The sequence below is a fragment of the Rhodococcus sp. SBT000017 genome, from assembly GCF_003688915.1.
In the GTDB taxonomy this organism is placed as follows: Bacteria; Actinomycetota; Actinomycetes; order Mycobacteriales; family Mycobacteriaceae; genus Rhodococcoides.
In genome coordinates, this window is the sequence record NZ_REFU01000001.1 from 1028735 (window position 1) to 1054552 (window position 25818).

A 25818-nucleotide genomic window follows, 5' to 3' on the forward strand; every position below is an offset into this window, starting at 1 on the left:
CGTCAGACCCTGTGCCGACTCGAGGGCCTATCGGCCTCGGATGATGCGTCGCAGTTTCCCCACCCTGGTCGCGATTTCGCGCTCGGCACCGTGTTCGGTGGGCTCGTAGTAGTTCACGCCCACCAGCTCGTCCGGCGGATACTGCTGCCCCAGCACGCCGCCCGGACTGCTGTGCGGGTACCGATACCCGACGGCGTTTCCCAGTCCCTGCGCTCCCTTGTAGTGGCCGTCGCGGAGATGCGGCGGCACCGATCCCGACTTGCCTGCCGCAACGTCGGCCATCGCCGCACCGAGTGCGCCGATCACGGCCCCGGACTTGGGCGCCGTCGCCAGGTGGATCGTGGCCTGCGCCAGCGCCAACCGCGCCTCTGGCATCCCGATCATCTGCACCGCGCTGGCAGCGGCCGTCGCGGTCTGCAGCGCGGTGGGATCGGCCATCCCGATGTCCTCGCTGGCGTGCACCACCAGTCGCCGAGCGATGAAGCGCGCGTCCTCGCCTGCCGTGATCATCCGCGCCAGATAGTGCAGGGCTGCGTCGACGTCGGATCCTCGGATCGACTTGATGAACGCACTGATGACGTCGTAGTGCTGATCTCCGTCGCGGTCGTACCGCACGGCGGCCTTGTCGACACTGGCCTCGACGGTCGCGAGGTCCAACGTTCCGTCGGTTGCGGCGCCCGCTGCCGCCTCGAGGGCCGTCAGCGCTCGGCGGGCGTCACCGGCCGCGAGACGCACCAGGTGCTCCATTGCGTCCTCGGCGATGGTCACCGCACCGTCTAGGCCGCGCGGATCGTTGGCGGCGCGAGTGAGCAACAACTCGATATCCTCGGACCCCAGCGGCTGCAACTGCAGAACCAACGATCGGGACAGCAGTGGAGACACCACCGAGAACGACGGGTTTTCGGTGGTCGCAGCCACCAACAACACGATCCGATTCTCGACGGCAGCGAGCAGTGCATCCTGCTGTGTCTTGGAGAACCGGTGCACCTCGTCGATGAACAGCACCGTCTGCTCGCCCGAGAGCAGTCGACGTCGTGCCAGTTCGATGACGGTGCGCACTTCCTTGACGCCGGCCGACAGGGCCGACAGCGCCTCGAACTTGCGTCCGGTCGCCCCCGAGATCAGCGAGGCCAGCGTCGTCTTGCCGGTTCCCGGTGGACCGTAGAGCATCACCGAGGACGCTCCGGAACCCTCGACGAGACGGCGCAGCGGTGCGCCGGGAGCCAGCAGATGAGACTGCCCGACCACCTCGTCGAGGGTCGTCGGACGCATTCGCACCGCCAGCGGTGCGTCGGGCCTGATGTAGGTGGACGTCGGACGGGACTCGGCGATCGTCGCCTCCGGTGCCGCAGGCGTGTCGAAGAGTCCGTCGTCGCCGAACTCGTCGCTCCCCGAGATGTCACTGCCGATGCCGCCGCTCACCGGTCGAACGCTACCGATCGCGCTGCGAAAAATGCGAACGACGTCGTGGCTACCGCTCCCACTTGGTACGCAGAGCGGTGCCGACCGATGTCGCGTACTCGGCGATACCGGTCTCGCCGAGGCGCGCAGCACTGTCCGCCAACGCCGCCCACCGCGACATCAATGCCTGCGACCGCGGAACCGACAGATGGTGAGCACGCGCCGCTGCGATGCGAGTGTGGTCGTCGGGCAGGAACCAGTAGGTGCTCAGCCATACCCAGATCAAACGTGCGTCGAGGATCTTGCTCGCCAGCGTGGTGTCGTCGGCCAACGCGGGCCAGATGCCCACCACTTCCGAGCGCCACGCGTCGATCATCGCCTGCTCGCGGTCGTGCGAGAGCTCGAAGCTGCACAGGCAACCGGGGAAGGACGCCAACGCATAGGTGATGTCGAGGGTGGCGTCGCGGAATCCGCCCCACTCGTAGTCGAGGAACCGTACGCCTTCGTCGTTGACGATGATGTTGTCGGGGCACAGGTCGGACGGGCTGAAGGCGCGGAAAGCTCCGTGCGCGAACAGTCGTCCGCTGCGAGAGACGCGCTCGAGAATCGCATCCGGGGTCGTTCCGACGCCGAGGAGATCGGTCAACAGGCCGGGAACCTCGGCGAGCGCGTCGGGTATCTGGGCGGAGATCCCGTCGGTGGAGTCGGGTTGCCCCACCCGGCGCAACAGAGCGGCGAAGTCGTCCTCGCGGCCGACGGTGGCGGCATGCATGCGGCCGAGCGCCTGCGCCATGGCCATCAAGGAATTGGTCACCGCGGCTTCGTCCGAGTTGCGCAACAGAGTGGTGATGGGACTGGCGTCGCCGAGATCGCTGAGCACCAGCAGCCGCGCATCGAGATCGTAGGCGTGCAGCTCGGGTCCGGGCCTGCTGTCCGTGGCCAGAGCGTTGGCGAACTGGTACGACGCTGCCTCACGTAGGAAGGCGCTGGAACCGGGGATGTCGGCGAGCTCGGCGTGCAGCTCGGATTCGGCGGGGAGGTCGCGAACCTGCTTGATCACCAGGGTGCGGGGCAGTTGAAACGGGTTCTCGGATACTCGGACTCGCAACACGACCGCTTGGCCGCTACCCCCCAGATTCACCGGGTCGATCAACGTCACCGGCGCTCCGGTGCGTTTGGTGAGGAGTCGCTGAGCTGCTGCTACTACCTCTGATACAGGGTCTGCCAGTGTTGCGGTCATCGATGTCCAAGCTACCCGTTCGCTGCGTTCTGCTGTGCTGTGTCGACGACTACGAATGAGACACGATTGTCCGTTTTGCGGTGTTGATCGGTCCACATCCATAGATTCGACCAGGTGGTCGGTTACCTCCGAGCGACCGAATTATGCCGGGTTCGCTACTGCGGTGCAACGTCCACCGATACGGCGATGGTGCTCTCCTCCGCTTCGGTGTAGATCACCCCTCGCAGTGGAGGTACGTCGGCGTAGTCGCGTCCCCACGCCACGGTCGCGTACCGCTCGTCGACCAGCTGATCGTTGGTGGGATCGAAGGCGAGCCAACGATCGTTCGGCATCCACACCGCAGCCCACGCGTGGGTCGCGTCGACCCCGATCATCCGCTCCTTGCCGGGCGGAGGTTCGGTTGCGAGATAACCCGAGACGTATCGCGCCGCGAGTCCCTGGGACCGCAGGCACGCGATGGCAAGCCGAGCGAAGTCCTGACACACTCCCGATCGCGCGGCCAGCACGTCGACCACAGTGGTCGAGACCGTCGTCGAGCCGGAGAGGTAGCGAAAATCGGTGAAGATCCGATGCGTCAGATCCACGATGACGTCCGCGAGGGGACGACCCGGCCAGAAGCTGGGTGCAGCGTAGGCGCGTACCTCGTCGGTGATCTCCGGGGTCGGCAGATCCAGAGCGAACTCCACAGCCGACGCGCGAGCCGGATCTGCAGGCACGTTCGCACCGAACAGAGCCATCCGAGCGGACTCCCAGGATGCCGTCGCCGGCCACGACGTGGTCTCGTCCGCCGGGCGCGGATACACCTCCACCAGCGAATCCGCCGTCACCACCAACTTCTCGTGGTCGTGCGTCACGTGGAAGTACACATCCTCGTTGCCGTAGACGTCAACGCCGAAGGATTGATCGGTGGGTGCCGGCTCCACCGTGACCGACTTCTCCACGCAGTGCTGCCCGTCCATGTCGCGCGGCGCGAGGAATCCGCGCCCGTAGGACGAGGTCACGCGGTCGGAGTACGTGTAGGTGGTGATGTGCTTGATTCGGTACCGACGACTCATCACCGCACCCCGTTCGCAGTTCGGACGTTCGAGCTGCCCCACAGCGGCTGCGTGCCACCGGGCAACGACATGTGCGTGGCGAGGACGACGCGAGACAGTTCCTCGAGTGAGTCGTGGATGCCGTCCACCAGCTCGAGCAACTCCACCCGTCGACCGTTCGCGTCGACCGATTCCAGATCGCCCGGGTCGACCCGACGCAACCGCACCCGCATCTGCTCGACGAGCTGCTCGGGCCGCGACGTACCCGAGGCATCGGGCAACGAACCCAGGTCGTCCCGAAGCCGATCGAGCTGGTAGACCAACGCTCGAGGGTTGCCCTCGTCGAACAGCAACAGCTGCGCGACGGCTGCCGGACGCGCGCGCCCACTGTTGCGTCTGCGGTAGATCACCGAGGACTCGGCCGCGGACAACACCGAATCGATGACCGCCTGTTCGGTGGACGGAGTGAGAGCGTGGCTCAGTGTGGCCGAGAGCAGCGAAGTCAGCTGCAGACCGCGCTCGATACGTTTACCGGCGTCCATCAGGTACCAGCCCGCGTCTCGCACCATCGACTCCGACGCCAAGCCGGCCAGCGCGAGCAGACCACGCAACACACTCGACTGCGACGACGCCAGTTGCGCGCCGTTGTGAACCGGCGACTCGGCCAACTCCTCGAGCGCGGTGTCGATGCGGTTCAGCACCGCCCAGGTGTCGTTCGAGAGCTGGTCGCGCACCGCGCGCGCCGCTTGCTGCATCCGGTCCACCGATTGCGCCAGCGACCCCATCCGTCCCGTCGAGAGCATCAACGACCGCATTTCCACGGTCGCGTCGCCGCGGTTCTTCTCGTCGAGAAACCCCGGCCAGGTGCGCGAGACCTTCGTGACCGCTTCGAGAAGGATCGGCAGACTGTCGCTGCCTTCGAGCCACGGCATCGAGCGGTAGTCCTGATTGCGTTCGCGCGCGGCGATGAGCAATCGAGTCATGTCCTCGGCGCGCTCGCTGTAGCGGCCGAACCAGAACAGGTCGCCGAGTACACGCGGGGAGCTGACGACATCGACGTTGGACGCGGCGTACTGCGGCAACTCCTCCACCGTGGCGGGCGGGGTGTGCGGCGCGGAGTCGGCCGGGGTGACCCGTTCCACCGACTTGACCCACACGTCCTTCGACGCCACCGTGATGAGCGGCTCGGTGACCGGCGCGGTGAGCACCACCTGCCCCAGGCCGCCGCGCATCGGTGTGTACCCACCCCGCTGCGCAACCGTGAACAACCTCATCCCCACCTGCGCGGGGGCCACCGACAACTGCGAACCCGACCCGCCGTCGATCGACGAACCGACCGGAGCCAACGAGAACTCGGGGACCTCCTGCCCGGTCCACTTCCACGGCTCGGCAACGATTCGATTCCACAGCTCCCTGGCTGCGACGTCGGTGAGATCGTGCCCCACCACCGTCCGACGCGAGGTGGTCGACCGCAGCACCAGCGAACGCATCCGGCTGCCGATGTGCGAAAGCTGATTGGGGTCACCACCCCAGTAGGTCTGCACCGAACCGAGAATCAGATCCTCGTCCAGCAGGCCACGGCTCAACGCCGGAAGTAGCGGAAGCAGAGCCGGGTTCTCGAGCACACCGCTACCGAGGGTGTTCACCACGCTCACGGCCCCGCGCCGCAGCACCTCGACCAGACCGACGACCCCCAGGTGCGAATCCGGGCGTAGATCGAGTGGGTCGGCGAACTCGGCGTCGACTCGGCGCAGCACCACATCCACCCGCCGCAGCTTGCCGAGCGACCGCATCCACAGACAGCCGTCACGGACCACGAGATCGGCATTCTCCACGAGAGGAAAACCGAGAACCGTTGCGAGATAAGCCTGATCGAATGCAGTCTCGGAGTGCGAACCAGGACTGAGCACCACCACGACCGGATTCTCGGCCGATGCGGGTGCCGCATCACGAAGCGCCAGCCGCACCGCGCGAGCGAACGTCGAGAGCGGCCTGGGATTGCTCGCCTGGAACAACTCGGGCATCGCGCGCGACATCACTCGCCGATCGGCGAGCGCGTACCCCACTCCCGACGGCGCCTGCGTGCGGTCGGCGATGACTCGGAACTCGCCGTCGGAACCTCTGGCGACATCGGCGGCATGCATGAACAACTGATGCGGCCCCGGAATGGTGATCGCGTGCGCCGTCCGCAGATAACCCGGGTTGCCGAAGACCAGCTCCGGCGGAATCAAACCCCGACGAACGGTTTCCTGGGCACCGTAGATGTCGGTGAGCACCGCATCGAGCAGCATCGACCGCTGAACCAAACCGGCTTCCAGACGATCCCACTCGTCGGCCGCGACAACCAACGGAACACTGTCCAGCCCCCACCGAACAGCACTGGGTAGCGCTTCGCTGCCACCCGACGGAATCGGGTTGTACGTGATGCCATGGTCGTCGACCAGACGGCTCACCCGCGACTGCAACGTCTGCATGGCACCCGGGCCGGCCTCACGCATCCCGTCGACCAACTCCGCCCAATGCGGACGGACGGCGTCGTCGGCATCGAGCATCTCGTCGAACCGATCGACGCGACCGGTCACGGCCTCGCGTCGACCGCGATACGCGAGCCACGACGACCCGGCTCCACTCGAAACATCTTCGTTCCTGCCGGCTCCACTCAGGGTGGTATCCACGGGCACCATCGAGCCGTTGTTCCTTCCGTCGGTCGATCACACTCCGCCGCCGAGCGGATCCGCTACCTGCGGAACCGCCCGATACGCGTCGGACCGAGATCGCTACCGGTCGACTCGTTCTCCTGTGCAGTCGCGCGTCAGGACGTGATGACTCCGGTCCGGCGCAGGTCGAGCATGCCGGGCGCGGACACATCGATCGCTTGGCGCGCGTGCATCTCGAGCAATCTTGCTACGTCCACCTTCCCCGAGGTGAACCCGCCCTCCTCGAAGCGGCCGTTGCGGCGTGCTTCGGCTTCCACCGAGTTGACGGGAGGCCCCTCGTACGAACGCCCTCCCGGATGCACGACGTGGTACGAGCACCCGCCGACCGCGCGTCCTGTCTGCATTTCCACCAGGTCGAAACGAAGTGGACTCTGTACCTCGATCGTCGGGTGCAGAGCACTCGGCGGCTGCCAGGCGCGGTAGCGCACACCGGCGACCTGAACGTCCTGACGCTCGGTGCGCAACATCGGCACCGGCACCCCGTTGCACGTCACCATGTATCGGCCCGCGTCGGCTCCGGCGACCTGAACCTGGATTCGCTCCACCGAGGAGTCCACGTACCGCGCGGTGCCCGAGGACGTCGATTCTTCGCCGAGGGTGTTCCAGGGCTCGATTGCACCCCGCAATTCGATCTCGGCGTCACCGACCACGGTGGTACCGATTCGGGGGAACCTGAACTCGGTGAACGGATCGAGCCAACTGGTGTCGAAATCGATGCCGTGCTCACGGAGGTCCTCGACGACACGACCGATATCGTTGATGACGAAGTGCGGCAACATGTACCGACCGTGCAGGTTGGCACCGTGCCGGATGAGAGGTGCTTTCAGCGGGGTGTCCCAGAACCGCGAGACCATCGATCGCACGAGCAGTGACTGCACCATCGCCATCTGATGGTGCGGCGGCATCTCGAACCCGCGCAGTTCGAGCAGTCCCAGTCGGCCGCGAGTGGAGTCGGGACTGTAGAGCTTGTCGATGCAGAACTCGGCGCGGTGCGTGTTGCCGGTGATGTCGGTGAGCAGGTGCCGCAGCGCTCGGTCGACGATCCAGGGCGACGCCGATCGGTCGGCCCGGTCAGTCGCTCGATCTCACTGAATGCGACCTCGAGCTCGTAGAGCGATTCCTCCCGGCCCTCGTCGGCGCGAGGTGCCTGCGACGTGGTGCCGATGAAGCGGCCCGAGAACAGGTACGACAGCGACGGGTGGCGCTGCCAGTGAGTGAGCAGCGACACCAGCAGGTCCGGTCGACGCAGAACGGGTGAATCGACGGGCGTCACGCCGCCGAGAGTGATGTGGTTGCCGCCGCCGGTTCCGCGGGTGGTGCCGTCGTTGTCGAATCCTTCGGTGCTCAACCGGGACTGGCGAGCCTCGAGGTAGAGACGCTCCATCAGGTCGTTCTGTTCGGCCCACGAGGAGGTCGGTTGCACGTTGACTTCGATCACACCGGGATCCGGTGTGACGGTGAGGGTTTGAATACGCGGATCCGACGGCGGGCCGTATCCCTCGATCACGACGGGGGTGTCGATGGTCGAGGCCGCCTTCTCGACGCGTGAGACGAGGTCGACGAAATCGTCCAACCGATCCATCGGCGGCATGAACACGTGCAGGACGCCGTCACGGACCTCGGCGACCAGCGCGGTGACGGCAGTTCCGCCCACCCCGGACGTCTCGTTGACCAGCTGCGCGTACCGCGACTCGGCCGGGTTCACCGCACGCGGCGGTTGCTGCGTCAGCTGCGGTGTAGGCAGATCCGGCTTGGGAGCGGTGGGGTCGGCCGGATTCTCGACCGGTCCGCCGTCCCAGGAGATCGCCCGGAGCGGCAAACGCAGACCCGCGGGAGAATCGCCTTCCAGCAACACTATTCGGCCACGGCGCAACTTCCAGTCCGAGCTCTCCCAGCCGGACCCGTCCGCGGTGCGCGAGATGGGCAGCACGAATGCGGCAGGCTCGTCGGTGCTGGCATCGAGCCGTTCGAGCAGTTGTTTTCTGGCGTCCGCGGAATCGGCTCCCGGTTCGAGGTCCTCGTCGTCGGCGGGCGGGTCACCGTAGGGCTGGCGAACCAGGTCCAACAGCTTCACCAACGGGTCCTCGTAGGCGGGACGCGCTTGTGAGGCAGGCAGTCCGAGCGCCTTGACCAACTCGTCGATCAGTTCCTGCGACGCCGAGTTGTCGACCGGTTCCGGGCGCAGGTCCTCCGCCAACCAGGGATCGGCGATCAGGTCGGAGTCGTGCCACAGGGCTTGACCGTCGGTGCGCCAGAACAATCCCACCTGCCACCGCGGTAGCGGCTCGCCCGGGTACCACTTGCCCTGGCTGCGCTGTACCAGACCGTCGGGTGCGTAGATGGTGCGAAGCCGTTCGGCGAGAACACTTGCCAGCTTGCGCTTGTGTGGGCCGTCGGCCGTGGTGTTCCACTCGGGCGCTTCCTGATTCTCGATCGCGACGAATGTGGGCTCGCCGCCGACGGTCAACCGAATGTCCTGATCGAGCATCCGCTTGTCGATCTTCATGGCTGTCGCCTTGATCGACTCCCACTGTTCGGCGGTGTAGGGCAACGTCGTTCGCGGGTCCTCGTGGACGCGGACGACGGTGTTCGAGAAGTCGAGTTCGGCCTTGCACTTGCTCGTCGCACCGGAGATGGCGGCGGCAGTCGAGGGGTGCGGCGTCGCCGACAGTGGAATGTGGCCTTCGCCGGCGAACAGGCCCGAGGTCGGATCCATCCCGACCCAGCCGGCACCGGGGAGATAGACCTCGGTCCAGGCGTGGAGATCGGTGAAGTCCTCCACCGGCCCGGACGGGCCGTCCAGCGACTTGACGTCGGAGGACAACTGGACCAGGTAACCCGAGACGAAGCGCGCTGCCAGACCCATCTGACGCAGTACCGACACCAGCAACCACGCCGAGTCGCGGCACGACCCGACGGCGGACGTCAGGGTCAGATCAGGGGTCTGCACTCCGGGTTCCATGCGCACGGAATACCCGACGTCCCCCATGACGGCTTGGTTTGCCATCACGAGGAAATCGATGGTGCGCAACGACTCTCCGCGTTCGACGACGGCTGCCTGCAGCTTCTCCACCCAGGCCGAGACCACCGGGCCCGGTCCGGATCCGGCTTTGTCCTCGTCCACCGGGCGCAGGTACGGCTCGAGGTCGGGAAGGTCGTGCTCTTCGTACGCGAAGCCGAAGTGCTCGGCCCATTCCTCCACGAAGAAGTCGAGGGGGTTGATCGACGCCATGTCCGCGACGAGGCCGACGGTGATCGACAGGTGGTCGGTTCGCTCGGGGAAGACCACCCGAGCAAGGAAGTTTCCGAACACGTCCTGCTGCCAGTTGACGAAATGCTCGGCCGGTTCGATCTTCAGCGAGTACGCCTCGATGGGGGTACGCGAGTGCGGTGCCGGTCGCAGCCGAATCTCGTGCGGAAAGATCTTGACGGTGCGGTCGAATTTGTAGCTGGTGCGGTGTTCGAGTGCAACCTTGATGCCCACGGCGAGCCCCTCGTGATAGTCCCGGTATGGGTAGAACACCCAACCCTAGTAGGACCGGGCTCGGTGCGCTCGGCGAGGAATCGTGTCCGAAATGTGCCGACCGGGCAGGCGTGTAGTGCTTGACACCCTCTTCGTGGTGCGGTTCGCTCAGCGAGAATCGAGTATTCGTTCGACGCACGCCACACTTTGCAACCAAAGGGAATCTCGTGAGCGACAATTCACCCAACGGACCGCAGTACGGCTCCGATCCGAACCAACCCCAGTACCCCACGAATCCAGCGTCCGGTTACCCGCCGCCCGGTAGTTACCCACCCCCGGGCAACTACCCACCGCCGCCGGTCGGCGGCAACGCGGCATTCGGAATGGGTTCGCAGCTGCCCGGCGGCGCGCAGCCCGGCAGCCTCGGATCACGGTTCGCGGCCCGCTTCCTGGACGGGCTCATTCTCGCTCTCGTCCAGTTCGTCCTGTACGTGATTCTCCCGAGCGGGTTCTTCGGAACCTTGCTGTTGAGTCTCGCGTCCGCCCTCCTCGGCTTCGCGTACTTCACGCTGCTCGAGTCCTCCCGCGGCCAGACTTTCGGCAAGCAAGCCCTCGGCCTGCGCACCCTCGGCGCAGCGGGCGGACTGCCCACTCAGGCCGAAGCGGCCAAGCGCAACGCCTTCATGCTGCTGAACGTGGTGCCGCTGCTCGGCACCGTCCTGGTGATCGTGGCGTACATCTTCATTGCGGTGACCATCAACTCGAGCCCCACCAAGCAGGGCAAGCACGACGAGCTCGCCGGCGGAACCCAGGTCGTCAGCGTCTCGTAACAACCCGTCCACGCACGAGCGGACCTCCGTAGTTCGGCGGAGGCCCGCTCGTCTGCGTTCCGGTGTTCCAGGGCCTTCGGTGCCCTGAAGTACCCCACTCGTCCCGACCACAGACCAGGAGAACGACGTGAGCGACAATTCGAACGACGAACCGCGTCCCGGCGAGGGATCCGATCCCGACCGCCCCGAAACGCCGAACACTCCCCCGTCGAACACGGGAAACACCCCGCCGCCTCTAGGAGGTGGCTACCCGTCTCCCGGTGGATACCCACCTCCGCCCGGAAACTACCCACCCCAGGGCAACTACCCACCGCAGGGCGGCTACCCGCCTCCCGGTGGATACCCACCCCCGCCCGGGAATTACCCACCGCAGGGTGGCGCACCCGGCGGCTATCCACCGCCGCCCGGGGCGTACCCGCCGCCGCCCGGCAACTACGGAAACTATGGCAACCAGGGCTACGGTCAGGCTCCGCTGGGGCCGAACCCCGGCCGCCTCGAGGTCGGTGCCGCGCTGAGCTACAGCTTCGACAAGTTCAAGGCCAATGCGGGACCGTGGATCGGAATCACCGCCATCGTGTGGGTGGTCAGCGTCATCGGTGTCGTCCTGGTCTTCGCGTCGACGTTCACCGCAGCAATGGCAGCCGCCGACAGCGGTGACACGGCGTTCACTACCACGACGTCCGGGGTAGCCCTCGTCATGACGGCCATCGCCACGTTCGCGTCGTATTTCGTCAACGCCGCCTACGTTCGGGGGGCGCTGGACGAGACCGGCGCGCCACAGAAGCCGTCGTTCGGGCGGTTCTTCCAGCTCACCAACGTCGGTCAGATCGCGATACTCGCTTTGATCTGGACCGTCGTCAGCGTGGTGTTCAGTTTCATCCCGTTCCTCGGAACGGTCCTTCTGATCGTGATCGGCTTCCTCGCCAACTTCGCACTGACGTTCCTGATCGATCGCAACCAGACGGCGATCGAATCCATCAAGTCCAGTGTCGACCTGACCGTGAAGAACTTCGGCCCCTTGCTGCTGCTCTTGCTGCTGCTGGCCGCGATCAACATCGTCGGTGCGCTGCTGTGCGGTCTCGGTCTGCTCGTCACCATCCCGATCTCGGTGATCGCCACCAACTACGCATACCGCGTCCTGACCGGCGGTCCGCTGTCCCCCGCACGCTGACCAGCCTGCTCCTGAGCAAACTGGCCCATTGAGACGACTGTCCCCGTAGCGCACAGCGCTACGGGGACAGTCGCTTTCGAACCTTCTAGGCCTCGGCCGGAGACTCTTCCTTCTTCTCCGGCTTGAAGTCGACGCCCGATTCCTTACGCTGCTGCGGCGTGATCGGTGCTGGCGCGTCGGTCAACGGGTCGATGCCGCCACCGGACTTGGGGAACGCGATGACCTCACGGATGGAATCGACTCCGGCAAGCAGCGCCGTGATGCGATCCCAGCCGAACGCGATGCCGCCGTGCGGCGGTGCGCCGTAGGAGAAGGCATCGAGAAGGAAGCCGAACTTCTCCTGAGCTTCTTCCTTGCCGATACCCATGATCGCGAACACCCGTTCCTGAATGTCCTTGCGGTGGATACGAATACTGCCGCCGCCGATCTCGTTGCCGTTGCAGACGATGTCGTAGGCGTAGGCCAGCGCCGATCCGGGGTCGGTGTCGAACGTATCCATCGACTCCGGCTTCGGCGACGTGAAGGCGTGGTGCACGGCAGTCCACGCACCGGATCCGACGGCTACGTCACCACTGGCCGTGGCGTCGGACGTGGGCTCGAACAGCGGAGCATCGACGACCCACACGAACGCCCATGCCTTCGGGTCGATCAGGTCGAGCTTGCGGGCGATCTCGCCGCGCACCGCACCGAGCAATCCACGTGATGCCTTGATCGGGCCCGCGGAGAAGAAGATCGCATCGCCGTTGTTCGCACCGACGTGTGCGGCGAGGCCGTCGCGCTCGGCGTCGGTCAGGTTCTTGGCAACCGGGCCACCCAACGTGCCGTCCTCACCGACGAGAACGTACGCGAGACCCTTGTGGCCGCGCTGCTTGGCGAACTCCTGCCACCGGTCCAACTGCTTGCGGGGCTGGCTCGCGCCACCGGGCATCACGACCGCACCGACGTACGGGGCCTGGAACACACGGAACGTGGTCTCGGAGAAGAAGTCCGTGCATTCGACCAGTTCGATGTCGAAGCGGAGATCGGGCTTGTCCGAACCGTAGCGACGCATCGCCTCGGCGTAGGTGATCCGTGGAATCGGAGCCGTAAAGTGGTGCCCGACGAGCTTCCACAGCGACGCCAGGATCTCCTCGGCCAGCAGGATGACGTCGTCCTGGGTGACGAAGCTCATCTCGACGTCGAGCTGAGTGAACTCCGGCTGACGGTCGGCGCGGAAATCCTCGTCTCGGTAGCACCGGGCAATCTGGTAATACCGCTCGATACCGCCAACCATCAGCAGCTGCTTGAACAGCTGCGGGCTCTGCGGCAGCGCGTAGAAGCTACCCGGCTGCAACCTCGCAGGCACCAGGAAGTCGCGGGCACCCTCGGGAGTGGATCGCGTGAGCGTCGGAGTCTCGACCTCGACGAACTCGTGGTGCGCGAGCACCGAACGGGCCGCCGCGTTGACGTGCGAGCGCAGGCGAATGGCTCGCCCCGGTCCCTCGCGACGCAGATCGAGGTAGCGGTACTTCAGACGCGCTTCTTCGCCCGGCTGATCGTCGAGCTGGAACGGCAGCGGCGCGGCCTCGGACAGGACCTCGATCTCGGAGGCCTCGACCTCGATCGCACCGGTCGGGATCTCGTAGTTGGCATTGCCTTCGGGGCGGCCTTCGACCTTGCCGGTCACCTTCACGACGTATTCGGCGCGCAGGCGGTGGGCCTGCTCGAGTGCTGCTCCCTCTCGGAAGACGACCTGGGACACGCCGGACGCGTCGCGAAGGTCGATGAAGATGACGCCGCCGTGATCGCGTCGGCGGGCCACCCATCCCGTCAGCGTCACGGTTCGGTCGACGTGCTCGGGGCGTAATGAGCCGGCGAGGTGGGTGCGCAGCACGGGTGTCCTTTCGAGAAAAATCCGCTGATCGTGTTCTTCGCTCACCGATCCTACGGAGCACATCACCGTAGAAGGAAACGAGATCGCGACGCGGCATGCGAAGCTATGGCCGACAGCAGCGATTTGTGTTCTCGCCACAGGTGGGGGCTCGGCGGAGAGGAACTCGGGCATGACCTTCAGAGAAGGTTCGCGGATGGAGCGGGGTCGAGTCTCCGTCGGCGGCAGCGGGGGTGGCGGTCGCGGTGGCAAACTGGCTATCGGCGGTGGTGCAGGCGGCTTGATCATCATCGTCATCGCGTTGCTCTTCGGCGGAGATCCCGGTTCGATTCTCAATCAGATCAGTGGCGGCGACAGCTCTGCCGGGCAGGTCGACTCCGGCACCTCGGGGACCCTCGAGGGCTGCGAGACCGAGGCGGAGGCGAACACCAAGATCGATTGCCGTATCGGATTCACGGTGTCGAGTCTGGACACCGTCTGGGAATCTCAGCTCCAAGCTCAGACCGGCGTCGCCTACGTTCAGCCAGGAGTGAAGCTGTTCTCGGGAGCAACGAACACCGGCTGCGGCAACGCCACCAGTGCCGTCGGGCCGTTCTACTGCCCGGCCGATTCCACCGCGTACTTCGACACGAGCTTCTTCCAGGTTCTCGTCGACCAGTTCGGTTCCAGCGGCGGCCCATTGGCGCAGGAGTACGTGGTGGCGCACGAGGTCGGCCACCACCTGCAGAACCAACTGGGCGACATCGGCCGCGCGCAGGCCGATCCGCAGGGACCCGAGTCCGGTGGCGTCAAAGTGGAGTTGCAGGCCGACTGCTATGCAGGAATCTGGGCGCACTACGCTGCCGACACGGTCGATCCGGACACCGGGGTTCCGTTCCTCGAGCCGCTGACCACGGCCGACATCAACGACGCCCTCTCGGCAGCGTCGTCGGTGGGCGACGACAGAATTCAGCAGGCATCCACGGGCAGCGTCAACCCCGAGGGTTGGACACACGGTTCGTCCGCGCAGCGCCAGGCGTGGTTCACCGCGGGCTACGAAACCGGACAGGTGGCGGCCTGCGACACGTTCGCGGCACGCGACCTCGACAATCCCTGAACCGCCACCGATCAGAACAGGGTCAGAGCCGGCCCCGAGGTCACCAGTTCTCGGGGTTCGGCAGGCTCGTTCGCGGGCAGCGGCCGGGTCTGCTCTGCGGCGAACCCGTAGGTGTCGAGCAGCGGATCGATTCTTGCTTTCAGCCACTGCTTGTACTCAGGGGTCACGTACGCCCCGTGTCCGTAGAGCTGACGGTATCGACGCACCAATGCGGGGTGTTCCTCCACCAGCCAGCTCATGTACCAGTCCTTGGTGCTCGAACGCAGATGCATCGGCAGCGCCGTCACGGTTGTCGCACCTGCCTCGGCCAGGGCTCCGATGAGGCCGTCCAATTGCTTGGCCCCGTCGGTGAGAAACGGAATCACCGGTGCCACCAGAACGCCGCAGTTCAGGCCCGCGTCGCGGACCGCACGAACGAGATCCAATCGCGCTCGCGGGCTGGGGGTCCCGGGCTCGAGCTGCTTCTGCAGGTCGGCGTCGTGAATGGCCAGGCTGATGCTCACCTGCACCTCCACCTGTTGCGCAGCCAGCGTCAACAGGGGCAGATCACGCCGCAGCAGTGTGCCCTTGGTGAGAATCGAGAACGGCGTCCCGGATTCGGTCAACGCTCGAATGATCCCCGGCATCAACCGATATCGACCCTCCGCGCGCTGATAGGGGTCGGTGTTGGTGCCGAGCGCCACCGGCTCGCGCTTCCACGCCCGGCGCGCGAGTTCCTTGCGCAGTACCGCAGCGACGTTGGTCTTGACGACGATCTGCGAGTCGAAATCGTTGCCGGAGTCCAGGTCCAGATATTCGTGCGTCGGGCGGGCGAAGCAGTATCGACATGCATGCGAGCACCCACGCATCGGGTTGACGGTCCACGAGAAGGGCACCTGCGATTCGCTCGGCACTTCGTTCAGGGCGCTCTTGCACAGCACCTCGTGGAAGGTGATGCCCTCGAACTCGGGTGTCTGCACGCTGCGGACCAGCCCCGATCGCTCGAGCCCCGGTAGCGCCCCGTCGTCCGCGGCGTCGAGAGTCTGACCGGCCCATCGCATGCACACAGTCGAACATTTGTTCTATGTCGTGTCAAGGCCGACTCGTCCCTGACGATCCCCGCTCGGGTGTGGTCACCGGAAGGCGATAGCGTAGGCCCCCAGTCGATCCTAGGAGTGCACCGCAAGTGACCGCCCCGAACACACCGACCCTCGAGCCCATTCTGCGCCTCGGCCTCACACTCGGACCGGGCATCGAGATCGGTTCGGTGCCCGCCGGTGAGCGGGTGGTCACCGCTGTGCTCGGCGGCGCAGCTCCCGGCCCCGACATAGAGGGCACCCTCGCAGCCGGGTCGACCGTCGTCAGCGTGACGCGACCCGACGGATGCACCGAGTTCAGCAGCGACCTCGTTCTCGAATTGGCGACCGGCGGTTACCTCTCACTCGACTATCGCGGAGTTCAGTTCGGGCCGGCCGAGGTCATCGAAGCCCTCAACGATCCCGAGCGTGAGGTGGACCCCGCCACGTACTACTTCCGCGGCACCCTCCGCGTGGCGACGGCGGTCCCGAAGTTCACCTATCTCAACCGAGCGCTCGTCGTCACGTCCGGATCTCGCTCGGCCGAAGCCGTCGTGCTCGACGCATTCCTGGTCACCTGATCCTGCTCATTCGAGCAGCTGGGCGACCTCACGGTCGGTCAGTGTCGCCTGTGGAGTTCGCCCCTTGCTACGGACGAGTTCGACGGCGCGATAGAGCGGCCGTTGGTCGAGTCCGGCGTCGCGTGCCTCGGCGCGCAGTTGATCCACCAGCACCGATGCGATCGCCGCGGCAGGCACCAACTCGGTGGTCCACAGCGAGTCGGCGAGGGTGCGTAACGCAAGGATCGGCAGTTCCCGGCCCCCGTTTCTGGTGTACAGAGCAAGCGCAACCACGATATGCGTACGCCCGTCGTAGAGCCGTAGCGAGATCTGATCGATTCCGGCCGTCCGAATCGTCAGTTCGGCCGTCACCACCTCCGGCATCTTCAGCCGGCGAGTGCGCAACCCTCGCGCGCACAGTTGCGGACCGTCGAGCCATACCCGTCGGCGCAGACCCAGCCAACCCGACAGTACGGCGGGACCGCCGACGATCACCCCGACCAGAACTGCAACCCACACCGGCACGAACAGCGCCAGGACGACGGCGAGAACGATCCCGATCGCGGCCGACCCGACCATGATCTTGCGCAGGCGCGGTGCCAGGAACTCCACCGAGACCAGGTCGAGCGCTACCGGCCCCGCGTTGGACCGAGAGTCACCGGACCGGGACTCACTGGGCAAGGCGCGCTCCGAGGGCGTCGACCACGTCGGCCATCGGAACGGTGTCCTGCTCGCCGTTCGAAAGGTCCTTCACCAGAACCGATTCCGCAGCCAGTTCCTGATCGCCGAGCACCAACGCGAACCGCGCTCCGGATCGGTCGGCGGCCTTCATGGCACCCTTGATCCCGCGATTTCCGTAGGCCATGTCCACGGCTATTCCTCGTTCGCGTAGCTGGGCCGCGATGTCTACGACCGCCAGCTTGGCACCTGCTCCCATCGGAACACCGAAGACCTGGCATCGCGACGTCGCGCCCGCGGTCTTGCCTTCGGCGGCGAGGGCAAGCACCGTGCGATCGACGCCCAGGCCGAACCCGATTCCGGAGAGCGCCTGCCCGCCGAGCTGTTCCATCAGACCGTCGTAGCGGCCGCCGCCGCCGATGCCCGATTGTGCGCCGAGCCCGTCGTGCACGAATTCGAACGTCGTCTTGGTGTAGTAGTCGAGGCCGCGCACCATCCGCGGGTTCACGAGATACGGAACGTTCATCACGTCCAGGTATGCCAGCACTTCGTCGAAGTGTTCCTTCGCCGAATCGGAGAGGTGATCGAGCATCAGCGGTGCGTCCGCAGTCATCGCGCGCACCTCGGGTCGCTTGTCGTCGAGCACCCGCAGCGGGTTGATCTCGGCGCGTCGACGGGTGTCCTCGTCGAGGGGAAGCGCGAACAGGAACTGCTGCAACAGCTCTCGGTACTGCGGGCGGCAGGTGTCGTCGCCGAGTGAGGTGATCTCGAGCCGGAACCCGGTGAGCCCGAGGGCCCGGAAACCGGCGTCGGCCACGGCGATGACCTCGGCGTCCAGCGCCGGGTCGTCGACGCCGATCGCCTCGACACCCACCTGCTGCAGCTGGCGGTATCGGCCGGCCTGCGGGCGTTCGTAGCGGAAGAACGGACCGGCATAGGCCAACTTGACCGGCAGCGCTCCCCGATCCAATCCGTGCTCGATCACCGCGCGCATGACTCCGGCGGTGCCTTCGGGTCGCAGTGTCACCGATCGGTCTCCGCGATCGGAGAAGGTATACATCTCCTTGCTCACCACATCGGTCGACTCCCCGACCCCGCGGGCGAACAGGCCGGTGTCCTCGAAGATCGGTAATTCGATGTGGCCGTAGCCGGCGTTGCGGGCTGCGTCGAGCAACCCTTCGCGTACGGCGACGAACTCGGCCGAGTTGGGCGGGAAGTAATCGGGAATGCCCTTGGGCGCGGAAAAGGCGGTCTGCTTGCTCACGCTCACAGCTTTCCTTGCTCGGGGTCGGTGAGTCCAACGAGGAACGGGTTGGACCCGCGCTCCTGGCCGATCGAACTCTGCCCGCCGTGCCCCGGGAGCACCACCGTGTCATCGCTCAGCGGGAGCAGCCGAGTCGCGATGGACCGCAGCAGTTGATCGTGATCGCCGCCGGGCAGATCGGAGCGCCCGATCGATCCCGCGAACAAGGTGTCCCCGGTCAGGGCCAACGGAACCGAGCCGTCGGGCCCGTCGGCGTGGGCGAGGAACACCACCGATCCCTGGGTGTGCCCGGGGGTGTGCACCACCGCGAATTCGATTCCGGCGAGTTCGAGACGTCGACCGTCCGTGAGCTCGATCACCTCGGCCGGTTCGTGGAACTCGAGGTCGCCCAGTACCGCCGCCAACGTCGGGCCCGTTCCCTTGATCGGATCGGCCAGCATGTAGCGGTCCTCGGGTGCGATGTACGCCGGGATGCCGTACTTTGCGCAGATCGGCTCCACCGACCACGTGTGGTCCAGATGACCGTGCGTGAGCAGTACTGCGGTGGGGGTGAGCGAGGACTGCGTCAGGAAGTCGATCAGCGGATCCGCGGCGTCCTGACCGGGATCGACGACGACGCACTCGGACGCGTCGTCCTGGGCCAGGATGTAACAGTTCGTCTGAAACATGCCTGCGGGGAATCCGGTTACGAGCAAGACAAACGCTCCTAAAGGCTGAGGCCGAAGTTCCGAGCAAGCTTAGTGGGGCCGCTCTCGCCGGGTCCCCCCAGCATGCTCTCAGGCAGTGATGGCAAACTCGCGTTGGCCGATTCTCGGCCGAATACCACACGATCGGTCCGTGCAGCGAGCGGGCGAGGTCGTTTTTCGACAAGCGGGAGGAACACGAATTGCCCAGCAACGAGCAACGGCGCGAGGCTGCCAAACGAAAGCTCGAACGCCAACTCGTACGCCGCGCCGAGCGAGCGCGTCGTCGTAAGCAATTGACGATCGCCGGTTCCATTCTCGGCGTCGTCGCGGTCGTGGCCGTCGTCTCGGTCGTGTTCGTGGTGACCCGCGGTGACGACGACGCGAGTACCGCCCAGGAGTCGACCACGTCGGCGCCCGCCGATTCGATCATCGCTGCGGGGCGCACCGCGCCACTGCCCGAGACGGTGAACTGCTCCTACCCTGCCGCAGAGCAACCGGCGGCCAAGCCGAACACTCCCCCGCGCACCGACAACGTACCCACCAGCGACGAGCCGCTGAGCTACAGCATGACCACGTCTGCCGGGAACATCGGGCTGACGCTGAACAATCCCGAGTCTCCGTGCACGGTCAACAGTTTCGTCTCGCTCGCCAATCAGGGCTACTTCGACGGCACCACCTGCCATCGACTCACCACGGGCGCGGGCCTGCAGGTTCTGCAGTGCGGCGATCCCACGGGCACCGGCTCCGGCGGGCCGGGCTACCAGTTCGCCGACGAATTCCCCACCGACACGTTTGCCGAGGGCGACCCCGCTGCCCAGACCCCGATCGCCTACCCACGCGGAACGTTGGCCATGGCCAACGCAGGCCCGGGTACCAACGGCAGCCAGTTCTTCCTCGTCTACGGCGATTCGGAACTGCCGCCCGCGTACACCGCGTTCGGCACCATCGACGAGACCGGACTCGCCACCCTCGACGCCATCGCGGCCAAGGGGGCGCAGGGCGGCGCTTCCGACGGAGCCCCCGCCGAACCGGTAGACATCACGTCCATGTTGAGCGACCTGTGAATCGCACCTCGGCTCTGACGATCGCGGTCTCGGCCACCGCGCTGGTACTCGCAGGGTGTTCCGGTTCGGCCGAACCGGCAGCTGCACCGGCCACCACAACGTCGACGACTACGACCACCGAAGCACCCGCGCCTCGGCCTGCACTCGATCTGTCCCGCTTCGGGGCGTTGCCACCTGTGCCGCAGCCGACGAGCGATACGGTGTTTTGCTCGTATTCGGAGGAGTCACCGGCCGTCACGGAGGTCGACGCTCCTGCGACCGACAACGTCGACGTGTACGGAAACGTCGAGGTGACGTTGTCCACCAATCAAGGTCCGATCGGCATCACACTCGACCGGACGCCTGCACCGTGCACGGTCAACAGTGTCGTCAGCCTTGTCCAACAGGGATATTTCGACGGCTCACCCTGTCACCGACTGACGACGTCACCGGGCCTCGAGGTACTGCAGTGCGGTGACCCGTCCGGGTCCGGTCGGGGCGGACCGGGATACAGCTTCGCAAACGAGTACCCCACCACCGCGTACACGGAGGACCCGGCGCAGGCCCAGAATCCGGTGGTCTACCCCCGCGGAACGCTCGCCATGGCCAATGCGGGCCCCGACACCAACGGCAGCCAGTTCTTCCTGGTGTACGCGGATTCGGTGCTGCCGCCGCAGTACACGGTGTTCGGCACCATCTCGGACGCCGGTCTGCAAACCCTCGACGCCATCGCAGCGGGCGGGGTCACCGGTGGCTCCGAAGACGGCGCACCGGTGAACCCGGTGATCGTGGAATCGGCAACGGTGTAGCTGCCGTTCGAACATCGAGAGGGTGAGCAGAGATTCTCTGCTCACCCTCTCGTCTTTCTGTGGACTCGCCGCTCAGGCCGCAGACGTCAGGCGGTACACGTCGTACACGCCCTCGACGTTGCGCACGACGTTCAGCACATGTCCGAGGTGCTTCGGGTCACCCATCTCGAACGTGAACTTGCTGATCGCAACCCGGTCCCCCGACGTGGCAACGGACGCCGAGAGGATGTTGACCTTCTCGTCGGCGAGCGCCTTGGTGACGTCGGAGAGCAGTCGGTGGCGGTCGAGTGCCTCGATCTGAATGGCGACCAGGAACACCGAGGACGCCGAGGGTGCCCACTGAACCTCGATGAACCGTTCGGACTGCTCTTCGAGCGATCGTGCGTTGGTGCAGTCGGTGCGGTGGACACTCACCGATCCACCACGGGTGACGAATCCGAGGATCTCGTCTCCCGGGACCGGAGTACAGCACTTCGCGAGTTTCGCGACGACGCCCTCCGCACCGGTGACCAACACTCCCGCGTCGCCGACCTGACGGGGTCGAGTGGGGATGGTCGACGGTGTCGACCGCTCGGCGAGCTCTTCCTCGACGTCGCCGACGCCACCGAGATGGGCGACCAGGCGCTGCACCACGTGGCGAGCGGATACATGGTTCTCGCCGACCGCGGTGTAGAGCGCAGAGACGTCGACGTACCGCAGCTCGTGCGCGATCGCCGACATGGACTCGGCATTCATCAAGCGCTGCAAGGGAAGTCCGCCTCGACGAACCTCCTTGGCGATACCGTCCTTGCCTGCCTCCAGGGCTTCCTCGCGGCGCTCCTTGGCGAACCACTGGCGAATCTTGGTCTTGGCTCGCGGTGAGGCGACGAACCCCTGCCAGTCCCGACTCGGACCGGCGGTGGCGGCTTTCGAGGTGAACACCTCGACCACTTCACCGTTGTCCAGAGTCCGTTCCAGTGCGACGAGTCGACCGTTGACCCGCGCGCCGATGCAACGATGCCCCACCTCGGTGTGCACGGCGTACGCGAAGTCGACCGGACACGATCCGGCGGGCAGGGTGACGACATCGCCCTTGGGAGTGAAGACGAAGATCTCCTTGACTGCGAGGTCGTAGCGCAGCGACTCGAGGAACTCCCCCGGATCCGCGGCTTCTCGCTGCCAGTCGAGCAGCTGGCGCATCCACGCCATGTCGTCGACCTCGGCGTTGTCCTGCGAATGCTTGCCCTTGGTCTCCTTGTACCGCCAGTGCGCAGCGATGCCGAACTCGGCTGTTCGGTGCATGTCCCGCGTACGGATCTGCACCTCGAGGGGCTTGCCCTCGGGGCCGATCACCGTGGTGTGCAGCGACTGGTAGACGCCGTAACGCGGCTGCGCGATGTAGTCCTTGAAACGGCCCGCCATCGGCTGCCACAGCGAATGCACCACACCGACAGCGGCGTAGCAGTCACGAATCTCGTCGCACAGGATGCGAACGCCAACGAGGTCGTGGATGTCGTCGAAGTCGCGGCCCTTGACGATCATCTTCTGGTAGATCGACCAGTAGTGCTTCGGGCGACCCTCGACGACCGCACTGATTCTCGACGCGGCGAGTGTCGCGTTGATCTCGGCCCGAACCTTCTCGAGGTAGGTGTCGCGGGACGGCGCACGATCGGCGACGAGACGCACGATCTCGTCGTACTTCTTGGGATGAAGAATCGCGAACGCCAGGTCTTCGAGCTCCCACTTGACCGTGGCCATTCCGAGCCGATGGGCAAGCGGCGCAATGACTTCCAGCGTCTCTTTGGCTTTGCGCGCCTGCTTCTCCGGGGGCAGGAACCGCATGGTGCGCATGTTGTGCAACCGGTCGGCGACCTTGATGACCAACACCCGCGGATCTCGCGCCATCGCGATGATCATCTTGCGGATCGTCTCGCCCTCGGCCGCAGTTCCGAGCACGACCTTGTCGAGCTTGGTCACTCCGTCCACGAGATGGGACACCTCGTCGCCGAATTCCTCGGTCAGCTTGGCGAGCGAGTATCCGGTGTCCTCGACCGTGTCGTGCAGCAGCGCCGCAACCAGGGTGGTCGTGTCCATCCCCAGCTCGGCCAGAATATTGGCCACGGCGAGCGGATGCGTGATGTAGGGATCGCCGGACTTGCGCATCTGCGAGGCATGCAGCTCGTCCGCTACGTCGTAGGCCCGCTGCAGCAACGTCAGATCGGCCTTGGGATAGAGCTCACGGTGCAGGCTGACGAGTGGCTCGAGCACCGGCTTGACCGCCGCGCTGCGCCCAGCGGTGATGCGGCGCGCCAGACGTGCTCGCACCCGCCGCGATGCCGACGTGGGGACAGGTGCCGAATTACGGGTCCCCGACGGAGCCTCCGAATCGGTCGCCGCCGGGTCGTGGGGAACCGAGTCGTGGGTAACCGGAGTGTCGACGGCCGGGCGGGCATCACCGGACGCGGACTCGTCGGTCGTGACGACGTCGACACCGGTCCGATCGGTAACTCCGGTCCGATCGGTAACTCCGGTCCGGTCGGCAACTGCGGGCCGCTCGGGGACGGCAGGCCGATCGGGCAAGGGCTGATCGATGTAACGGGTCACTCTCATCACCTCCTGCCACACGTTCAGCGCTGTCGTCGAAACGTCAACGCATTGTGAGAGAGACTTTAGTCCTCATACCCGAACCAGGCAGCCGAGCGGGTAGCCACTGCACTTGTCGCGCCCGCCCAGAACGGCGATCTCGAGAACGACAGCAGCGCCGGCGATCACCGCTCCCTGCTCGTCCAACAACCGAGCCGTCGCGTCGACGGTACCGCCGGTCGCCAGAACGTCGTCGACCACCAGCACACGTTTTCCGGCCACGTCGATCGCAGTCGGGATCTGCAGTGCGGCGGTTCCGTACTCGAGTTCGTACGACCGTGAGTGCACCGGAGGCGGCAACTTGCCCGCCTTGCGCACCGCGAGCACACCGCACCCGAGTTCGAGGGCAACCCCGGCCCCCAGCAGGAATCCCCGTGCGTCGATTCCCGCCACCAGGTCGACGTCCTCGAAACCCAGAGCCAGTTCCGACACGACGCTGCGTAGCGCGGGGCCGTCGGCGAAGACCGGCGTCAGATCGCCGAAGCGCACACCGGGGACGGGGAAGTCGTCGACCCACCGCGTCAGCCTGGTCACGGCGGCGGCCGCACCCACTCGATCTCCTGCGTCGTTCATCGAAGAAGCACCCACCGATCCATGTTCCATCCGGCACCTGCGGCCGTCGGGTTGGGCACCACGTCCTGCATGCCGTCACTGACGACGGTGGTACGCGGCTCGTTGTACAGGGGAAGCGACGGCATGTCGTTCCACAGGATGTTCTCGCCCTCGGTGGCCAACGCCAGGATGCGCTCGGGATCGTCGGTCACCGCCAACTGATCGACGATGGCATCGATTCTGCCGTTGCTGTATCCGCCGACGTTCGTACCGATGCCCGTCCGCAACGAATACCGTGCGGTGACCGCGGCAGCCGAACCCGACGGTCCGGGAAGCGATCCGCTGCTACCGAGGACGGCGTCGACCGCCCCCGCCCGCAGTGCGGACGGTGTGAAGTCCGGTGAGCTCGCGTCCTCGACGGTGATGCCCGCGGCAGCGCAATCGGCAGCCATGCGGCTCACCACCTGAGCGCGGCGTGCGTCCGGCCCCCGGTAGCCGACACGAACGTTCAGAGCGTCCTCGCCCGCCGCCTCCAGTTCTCGGCTCGCCTGGTCGAGGTCCGAGCGCTGGTACCGATCGCCCACCACCGTTGCGACCGACGGATACTCGAGCGTGTCGGGCTGGACGAGACGAGAGTCAACGACGCCCGACCCCAGACCCGCCGCTGCCGCCTCGGAACCGGGATGACCCAGTGTGTCGAACAGATCCGATCTCGGGATGCACGCGGCCACTGCTCGACGTGCACTCGCGTCGGCCAGCACCCCCTGGGTTGCGAACGTCAACTGCTCGACGCCTCGCGACGGTTGCTCGGTGGTCGTGAATCCCTCGGTGGGCCCGAGATCGACGGCACCTGCACCGTGGTCGACCACGTCCAGCGATCCGTCCGCAGACTTCGCGGCCAGGTCCGTGCCTTGGGGCCAGACGACAACTTGCCCGGTCTCGGGTGGGATTCCCCACCAGGCGTCGTTCGCAACGAGCACGAGACCGTCCTCGGCGGTGTACGACTCGATGCGGTACGGACCGGCCGAGGGCAGCAGCGAAAGGTCGATCGAGCCCGGCGTCAGGGTCCATCCGGTGTTCCAGAAGTCGGCGATGCGGCTCACCGCATCGTCGTCCTCGGCCAGGATGGGATCGACGACGTTCGGCACGCCCGCTGCCCGAGCCGCGACGTGTGCCGGTAGGAGGTCGGTGGCTCCGAACAGGGCACGCCAGTTCTGGTAGCTGCGGCCGGACGCGAAGACGACCGTGGCTTCCTTGGCCCCCGGAACGCAATCGATGCGCTGGATGTCGGAGTACCCGGCCGTCGAGGCCGCGTCGAACAGGGGGCGGTCGGTGGCGAATCTTCCGCTGTTCGCCGCCCAGGCCAACACCAGGTCATCGCAGGCCATCGGCGCACCGTCCGAGTACGTCGCGGCGGGGGCGATGGAGTACTGCACGGTCAGAGTGTCGCCGGGAACGACGGACACGGTTCCGATGTCGTTGTCCGACAATGCGTCTCCCTCGGGTCCGAGGTAGCTGAAGCCCACCTGCACCCGAGTGAAGGCCTGCCGGGCTCCCGACGCCGCGCCGTCGACGGTTCTCGCGTTGTAGGTGTTCACCACGTTGTCGAACGAGTAGCCGATCGAGGGCACCTTGTCCTCGGGCGACGAACACGCGGTGATGGACACCGCGCCGACACTCGCTGCCACCAGTGCCGCGCTCCACCTGCGTTTCACGTGCACTCTCCG

At 66.0% G+C, this 25818-nt stretch carries 18 protein-coding genes and 1 pseudogene; 6 read left to right on the plus strand and 13 right to left on the minus strand.

The features are described from left to right. Positions 1-27 precede the first annotated feature (27 nt). The 5 genes and pseudogenes from AYK61_RS04470 to AYK61_RS04490 all read right to left on the minus strand — a co-directional run bounded on the left by AYK61_RS04470 (position 28) and on the right by AYK61_RS04490 (position 9876). Positions 28-1422, minus strand: a complete 1395-nt coding sequence (locus AYK61_RS04470; RefSeq protein ID WP_259467930.1) for a replication-associated recombination protein A — start codon at positions 1420-1422, stop codon at positions 28-30. A 49-nt stretch (positions 1423-1471) separates the two neighbouring features. Further along, positions 1472-2641, minus strand: a complete 1170-nt coding sequence (locus AYK61_RS04475; RefSeq protein WP_121869961.1) for a kinase — start codon at positions 2639-2641, stop codon at positions 1472-1474. Between the two features lie 155 nt (positions 2642-2796). Beyond that, a complete protein-coding gene (locus AYK61_RS04480) occupies positions 2797-3696 on the minus strand; it encodes a transglutaminase family protein (protein ID WP_121869962.1) in 900 nt (299 codons plus the stop codon). Continuing rightward, positions 3696-6359 carry a circularly permuted type 2 ATP-grasp protein gene (locus AYK61_RS04485; RefSeq protein WP_121869963.1) on the minus strand — a complete coding sequence of 888 codons (2664 nt, stop codon included), beginning with the start codon at positions 6357-6359 and terminating at the stop codon, positions 3696-3698. The genes AYK61_RS04480 and AYK61_RS04485 overlap by 1 nt, the downstream gene beginning before the upstream one ends. Before the next feature lie 128 nt (positions 6360-6487). Next, a pseudogene (locus AYK61_RS04490) lies at positions 6488-9876 on the minus strand (DUF2126 domain-containing protein). Positions 9877-10082: 206 nt separating this feature from the next. Between AYK61_RS04490 and AYK61_RS04495 the strand changes: the two are divergent. Then, the gene (locus AYK61_RS04495) at positions 10083-10685 is read left to right on the plus strand and encodes an RDD family protein (RefSeq protein ID WP_259467931.1); all 603 of its coding nucleotides are present in this window, start codon (positions 10083-10085) and stop codon (positions 10683-10685) included. A 127-nt stretch (positions 10686-10812) separates the two neighbouring features. Beyond that, complete coding sequence (locus AYK61_RS04500) at positions 10813-11856, plus strand: hypothetical protein (protein WP_121869964.1); 1044 nt, start codon at positions 10813-10815, stop codon at positions 11854-11856. An 85-nt stretch (positions 11857-11941) separates the two neighbouring features. Here the strand turns inward: AYK61_RS04500 and aspS are convergent, their stop codons facing one another. Beyond that, positions 11942-13729, minus strand: a complete 1788-nt coding sequence (gene aspS / locus AYK61_RS04505) for an aspartate--tRNA ligase (protein WP_121869965.1) — start codon at positions 13727-13729, stop codon at positions 11942-11944. A 169-nt stretch (positions 13730-13898) separates the two neighbouring features. Here aspS and AYK61_RS04510 point away from each other — a divergent pair, with 169 nt between their 5' ends. Continuing rightward, a complete protein-coding gene (locus tag AYK61_RS04510) occupies positions 13899-14822 on the plus strand; it encodes a neutral zinc metallopeptidase (RefSeq protein WP_121869966.1) in 924 nt (307 codons plus the stop codon). 11 nt (positions 14823-14833) lie between these two features. Here AYK61_RS04510 and AYK61_RS04515 read toward each other — a convergent pair whose 3' ends face one another. Next, positions 14834-15862 carry an Rv2578c family radical SAM protein gene (locus AYK61_RS04515; protein ID WP_121869967.1) on the minus strand — a complete coding sequence of 343 codons (1029 nt, stop codon included), beginning with the start codon at positions 15860-15862 and terminating at the stop codon, positions 14834-14836. Positions 15863-15987: 125 nt separating this feature from the next. On the opposite strand from AYK61_RS04515, the gene AYK61_RS04520 reads away from it, so the two are divergent. Then, on the plus strand, positions 15988-16458 hold the full coding sequence (locus tag AYK61_RS04520) for a DUF3237 family protein (RefSeq protein ID WP_121869968.1): 471 nt from the start codon (positions 15988-15990) through the stop codon (positions 16456-16458). 6 nt (positions 16459-16464) lie between these two features. Here the strand turns inward: AYK61_RS04520 and AYK61_RS04525 are convergent, their stop codons facing one another. Genes AYK61_RS04525 through AYK61_RS04535 form a run of 3 tightly spaced genes read right to left on the minus strand, consistent with a single transcriptional unit; the run spans position 16465 to position 19074 of the window. Beyond that, a complete protein-coding gene (locus AYK61_RS04525) occupies positions 16465-17118 on the minus strand; it encodes a hypothetical protein (protein ID WP_121869969.1) in 654 nt (217 codons plus the stop codon). Beyond that, the gene (gene hisS / locus AYK61_RS04530; protein ID WP_121869970.1) at positions 17108-18379 is read right to left on the minus strand and encodes a histidine--tRNA ligase; all 1272 of its coding nucleotides are present in this window, start codon (positions 18377-18379) and stop codon (positions 17108-17110) included. The genes AYK61_RS04525 and hisS overlap by 11 nt, the downstream gene beginning before the upstream one ends. A 2-nt stretch (positions 18380-18381) precedes the next feature. Beyond that, entirely contained in the window at positions 18382-19074 is a 693-nt protein-coding gene (locus AYK61_RS04535) for an MBL fold metallo-hydrolase (protein WP_121869971.1), read from the minus strand. Positions 19075-19265: 191 nt separating this feature from the next. Here AYK61_RS04535 and AYK61_RS04540 point away from each other — a divergent pair, with 191 nt between their 5' ends. After that, complete coding sequence (locus AYK61_RS04540) at positions 19266-20129, plus strand: peptidylprolyl isomerase (protein WP_121869972.1); 864 nt, start codon at positions 19266-19268, stop codon at positions 20127-20129. Continuing rightward, positions 20126-20917, plus strand: coding sequence for a peptidylprolyl isomerase (locus tag AYK61_RS04545; RefSeq protein WP_121869973.1), 792 nt, complete (start codon positions 20126-20128; stop codon positions 20915-20917). The genes AYK61_RS04540 and AYK61_RS04545 overlap by 4 nt, the downstream gene beginning before the upstream one ends. A 72-nt stretch (positions 20918-20989) precedes the next feature. On the opposite strand, the gene AYK61_RS04550 is transcribed toward AYK61_RS04545, so the two are convergent. From AYK61_RS04550 to AYK61_RS04565, 3 genes are all read right to left on the minus strand, one after another. Beyond that, positions 20990-23500, minus strand: coding sequence for a bifunctional (p)ppGpp synthetase/guanosine-3',5'-bis(diphosphate) 3'-pyrophosphohydrolase (locus tag AYK61_RS04550; protein WP_183130149.1), 2511 nt, complete (start codon positions 23498-23500; stop codon positions 20990-20992). Positions 23501-23572: 72 nt separating this feature from the next. After that, complete coding sequence (locus tag AYK61_RS04560) at positions 23573-24112, minus strand: adenine phosphoribosyltransferase (protein WP_121869975.1); 540 nt, start codon at positions 24110-24112, stop codon at positions 23573-23575. Then, positions 24109-25812, minus strand: a complete 1704-nt coding sequence (locus AYK61_RS04565) for an ABC transporter substrate-binding protein (protein ID WP_121869976.1) — start codon at positions 25810-25812, stop codon at positions 24109-24111. The genes AYK61_RS04560 and AYK61_RS04565 overlap by 4 nt, the downstream gene beginning before the upstream one ends. Positions 25813-25818 lie beyond the last annotated feature (6 nt).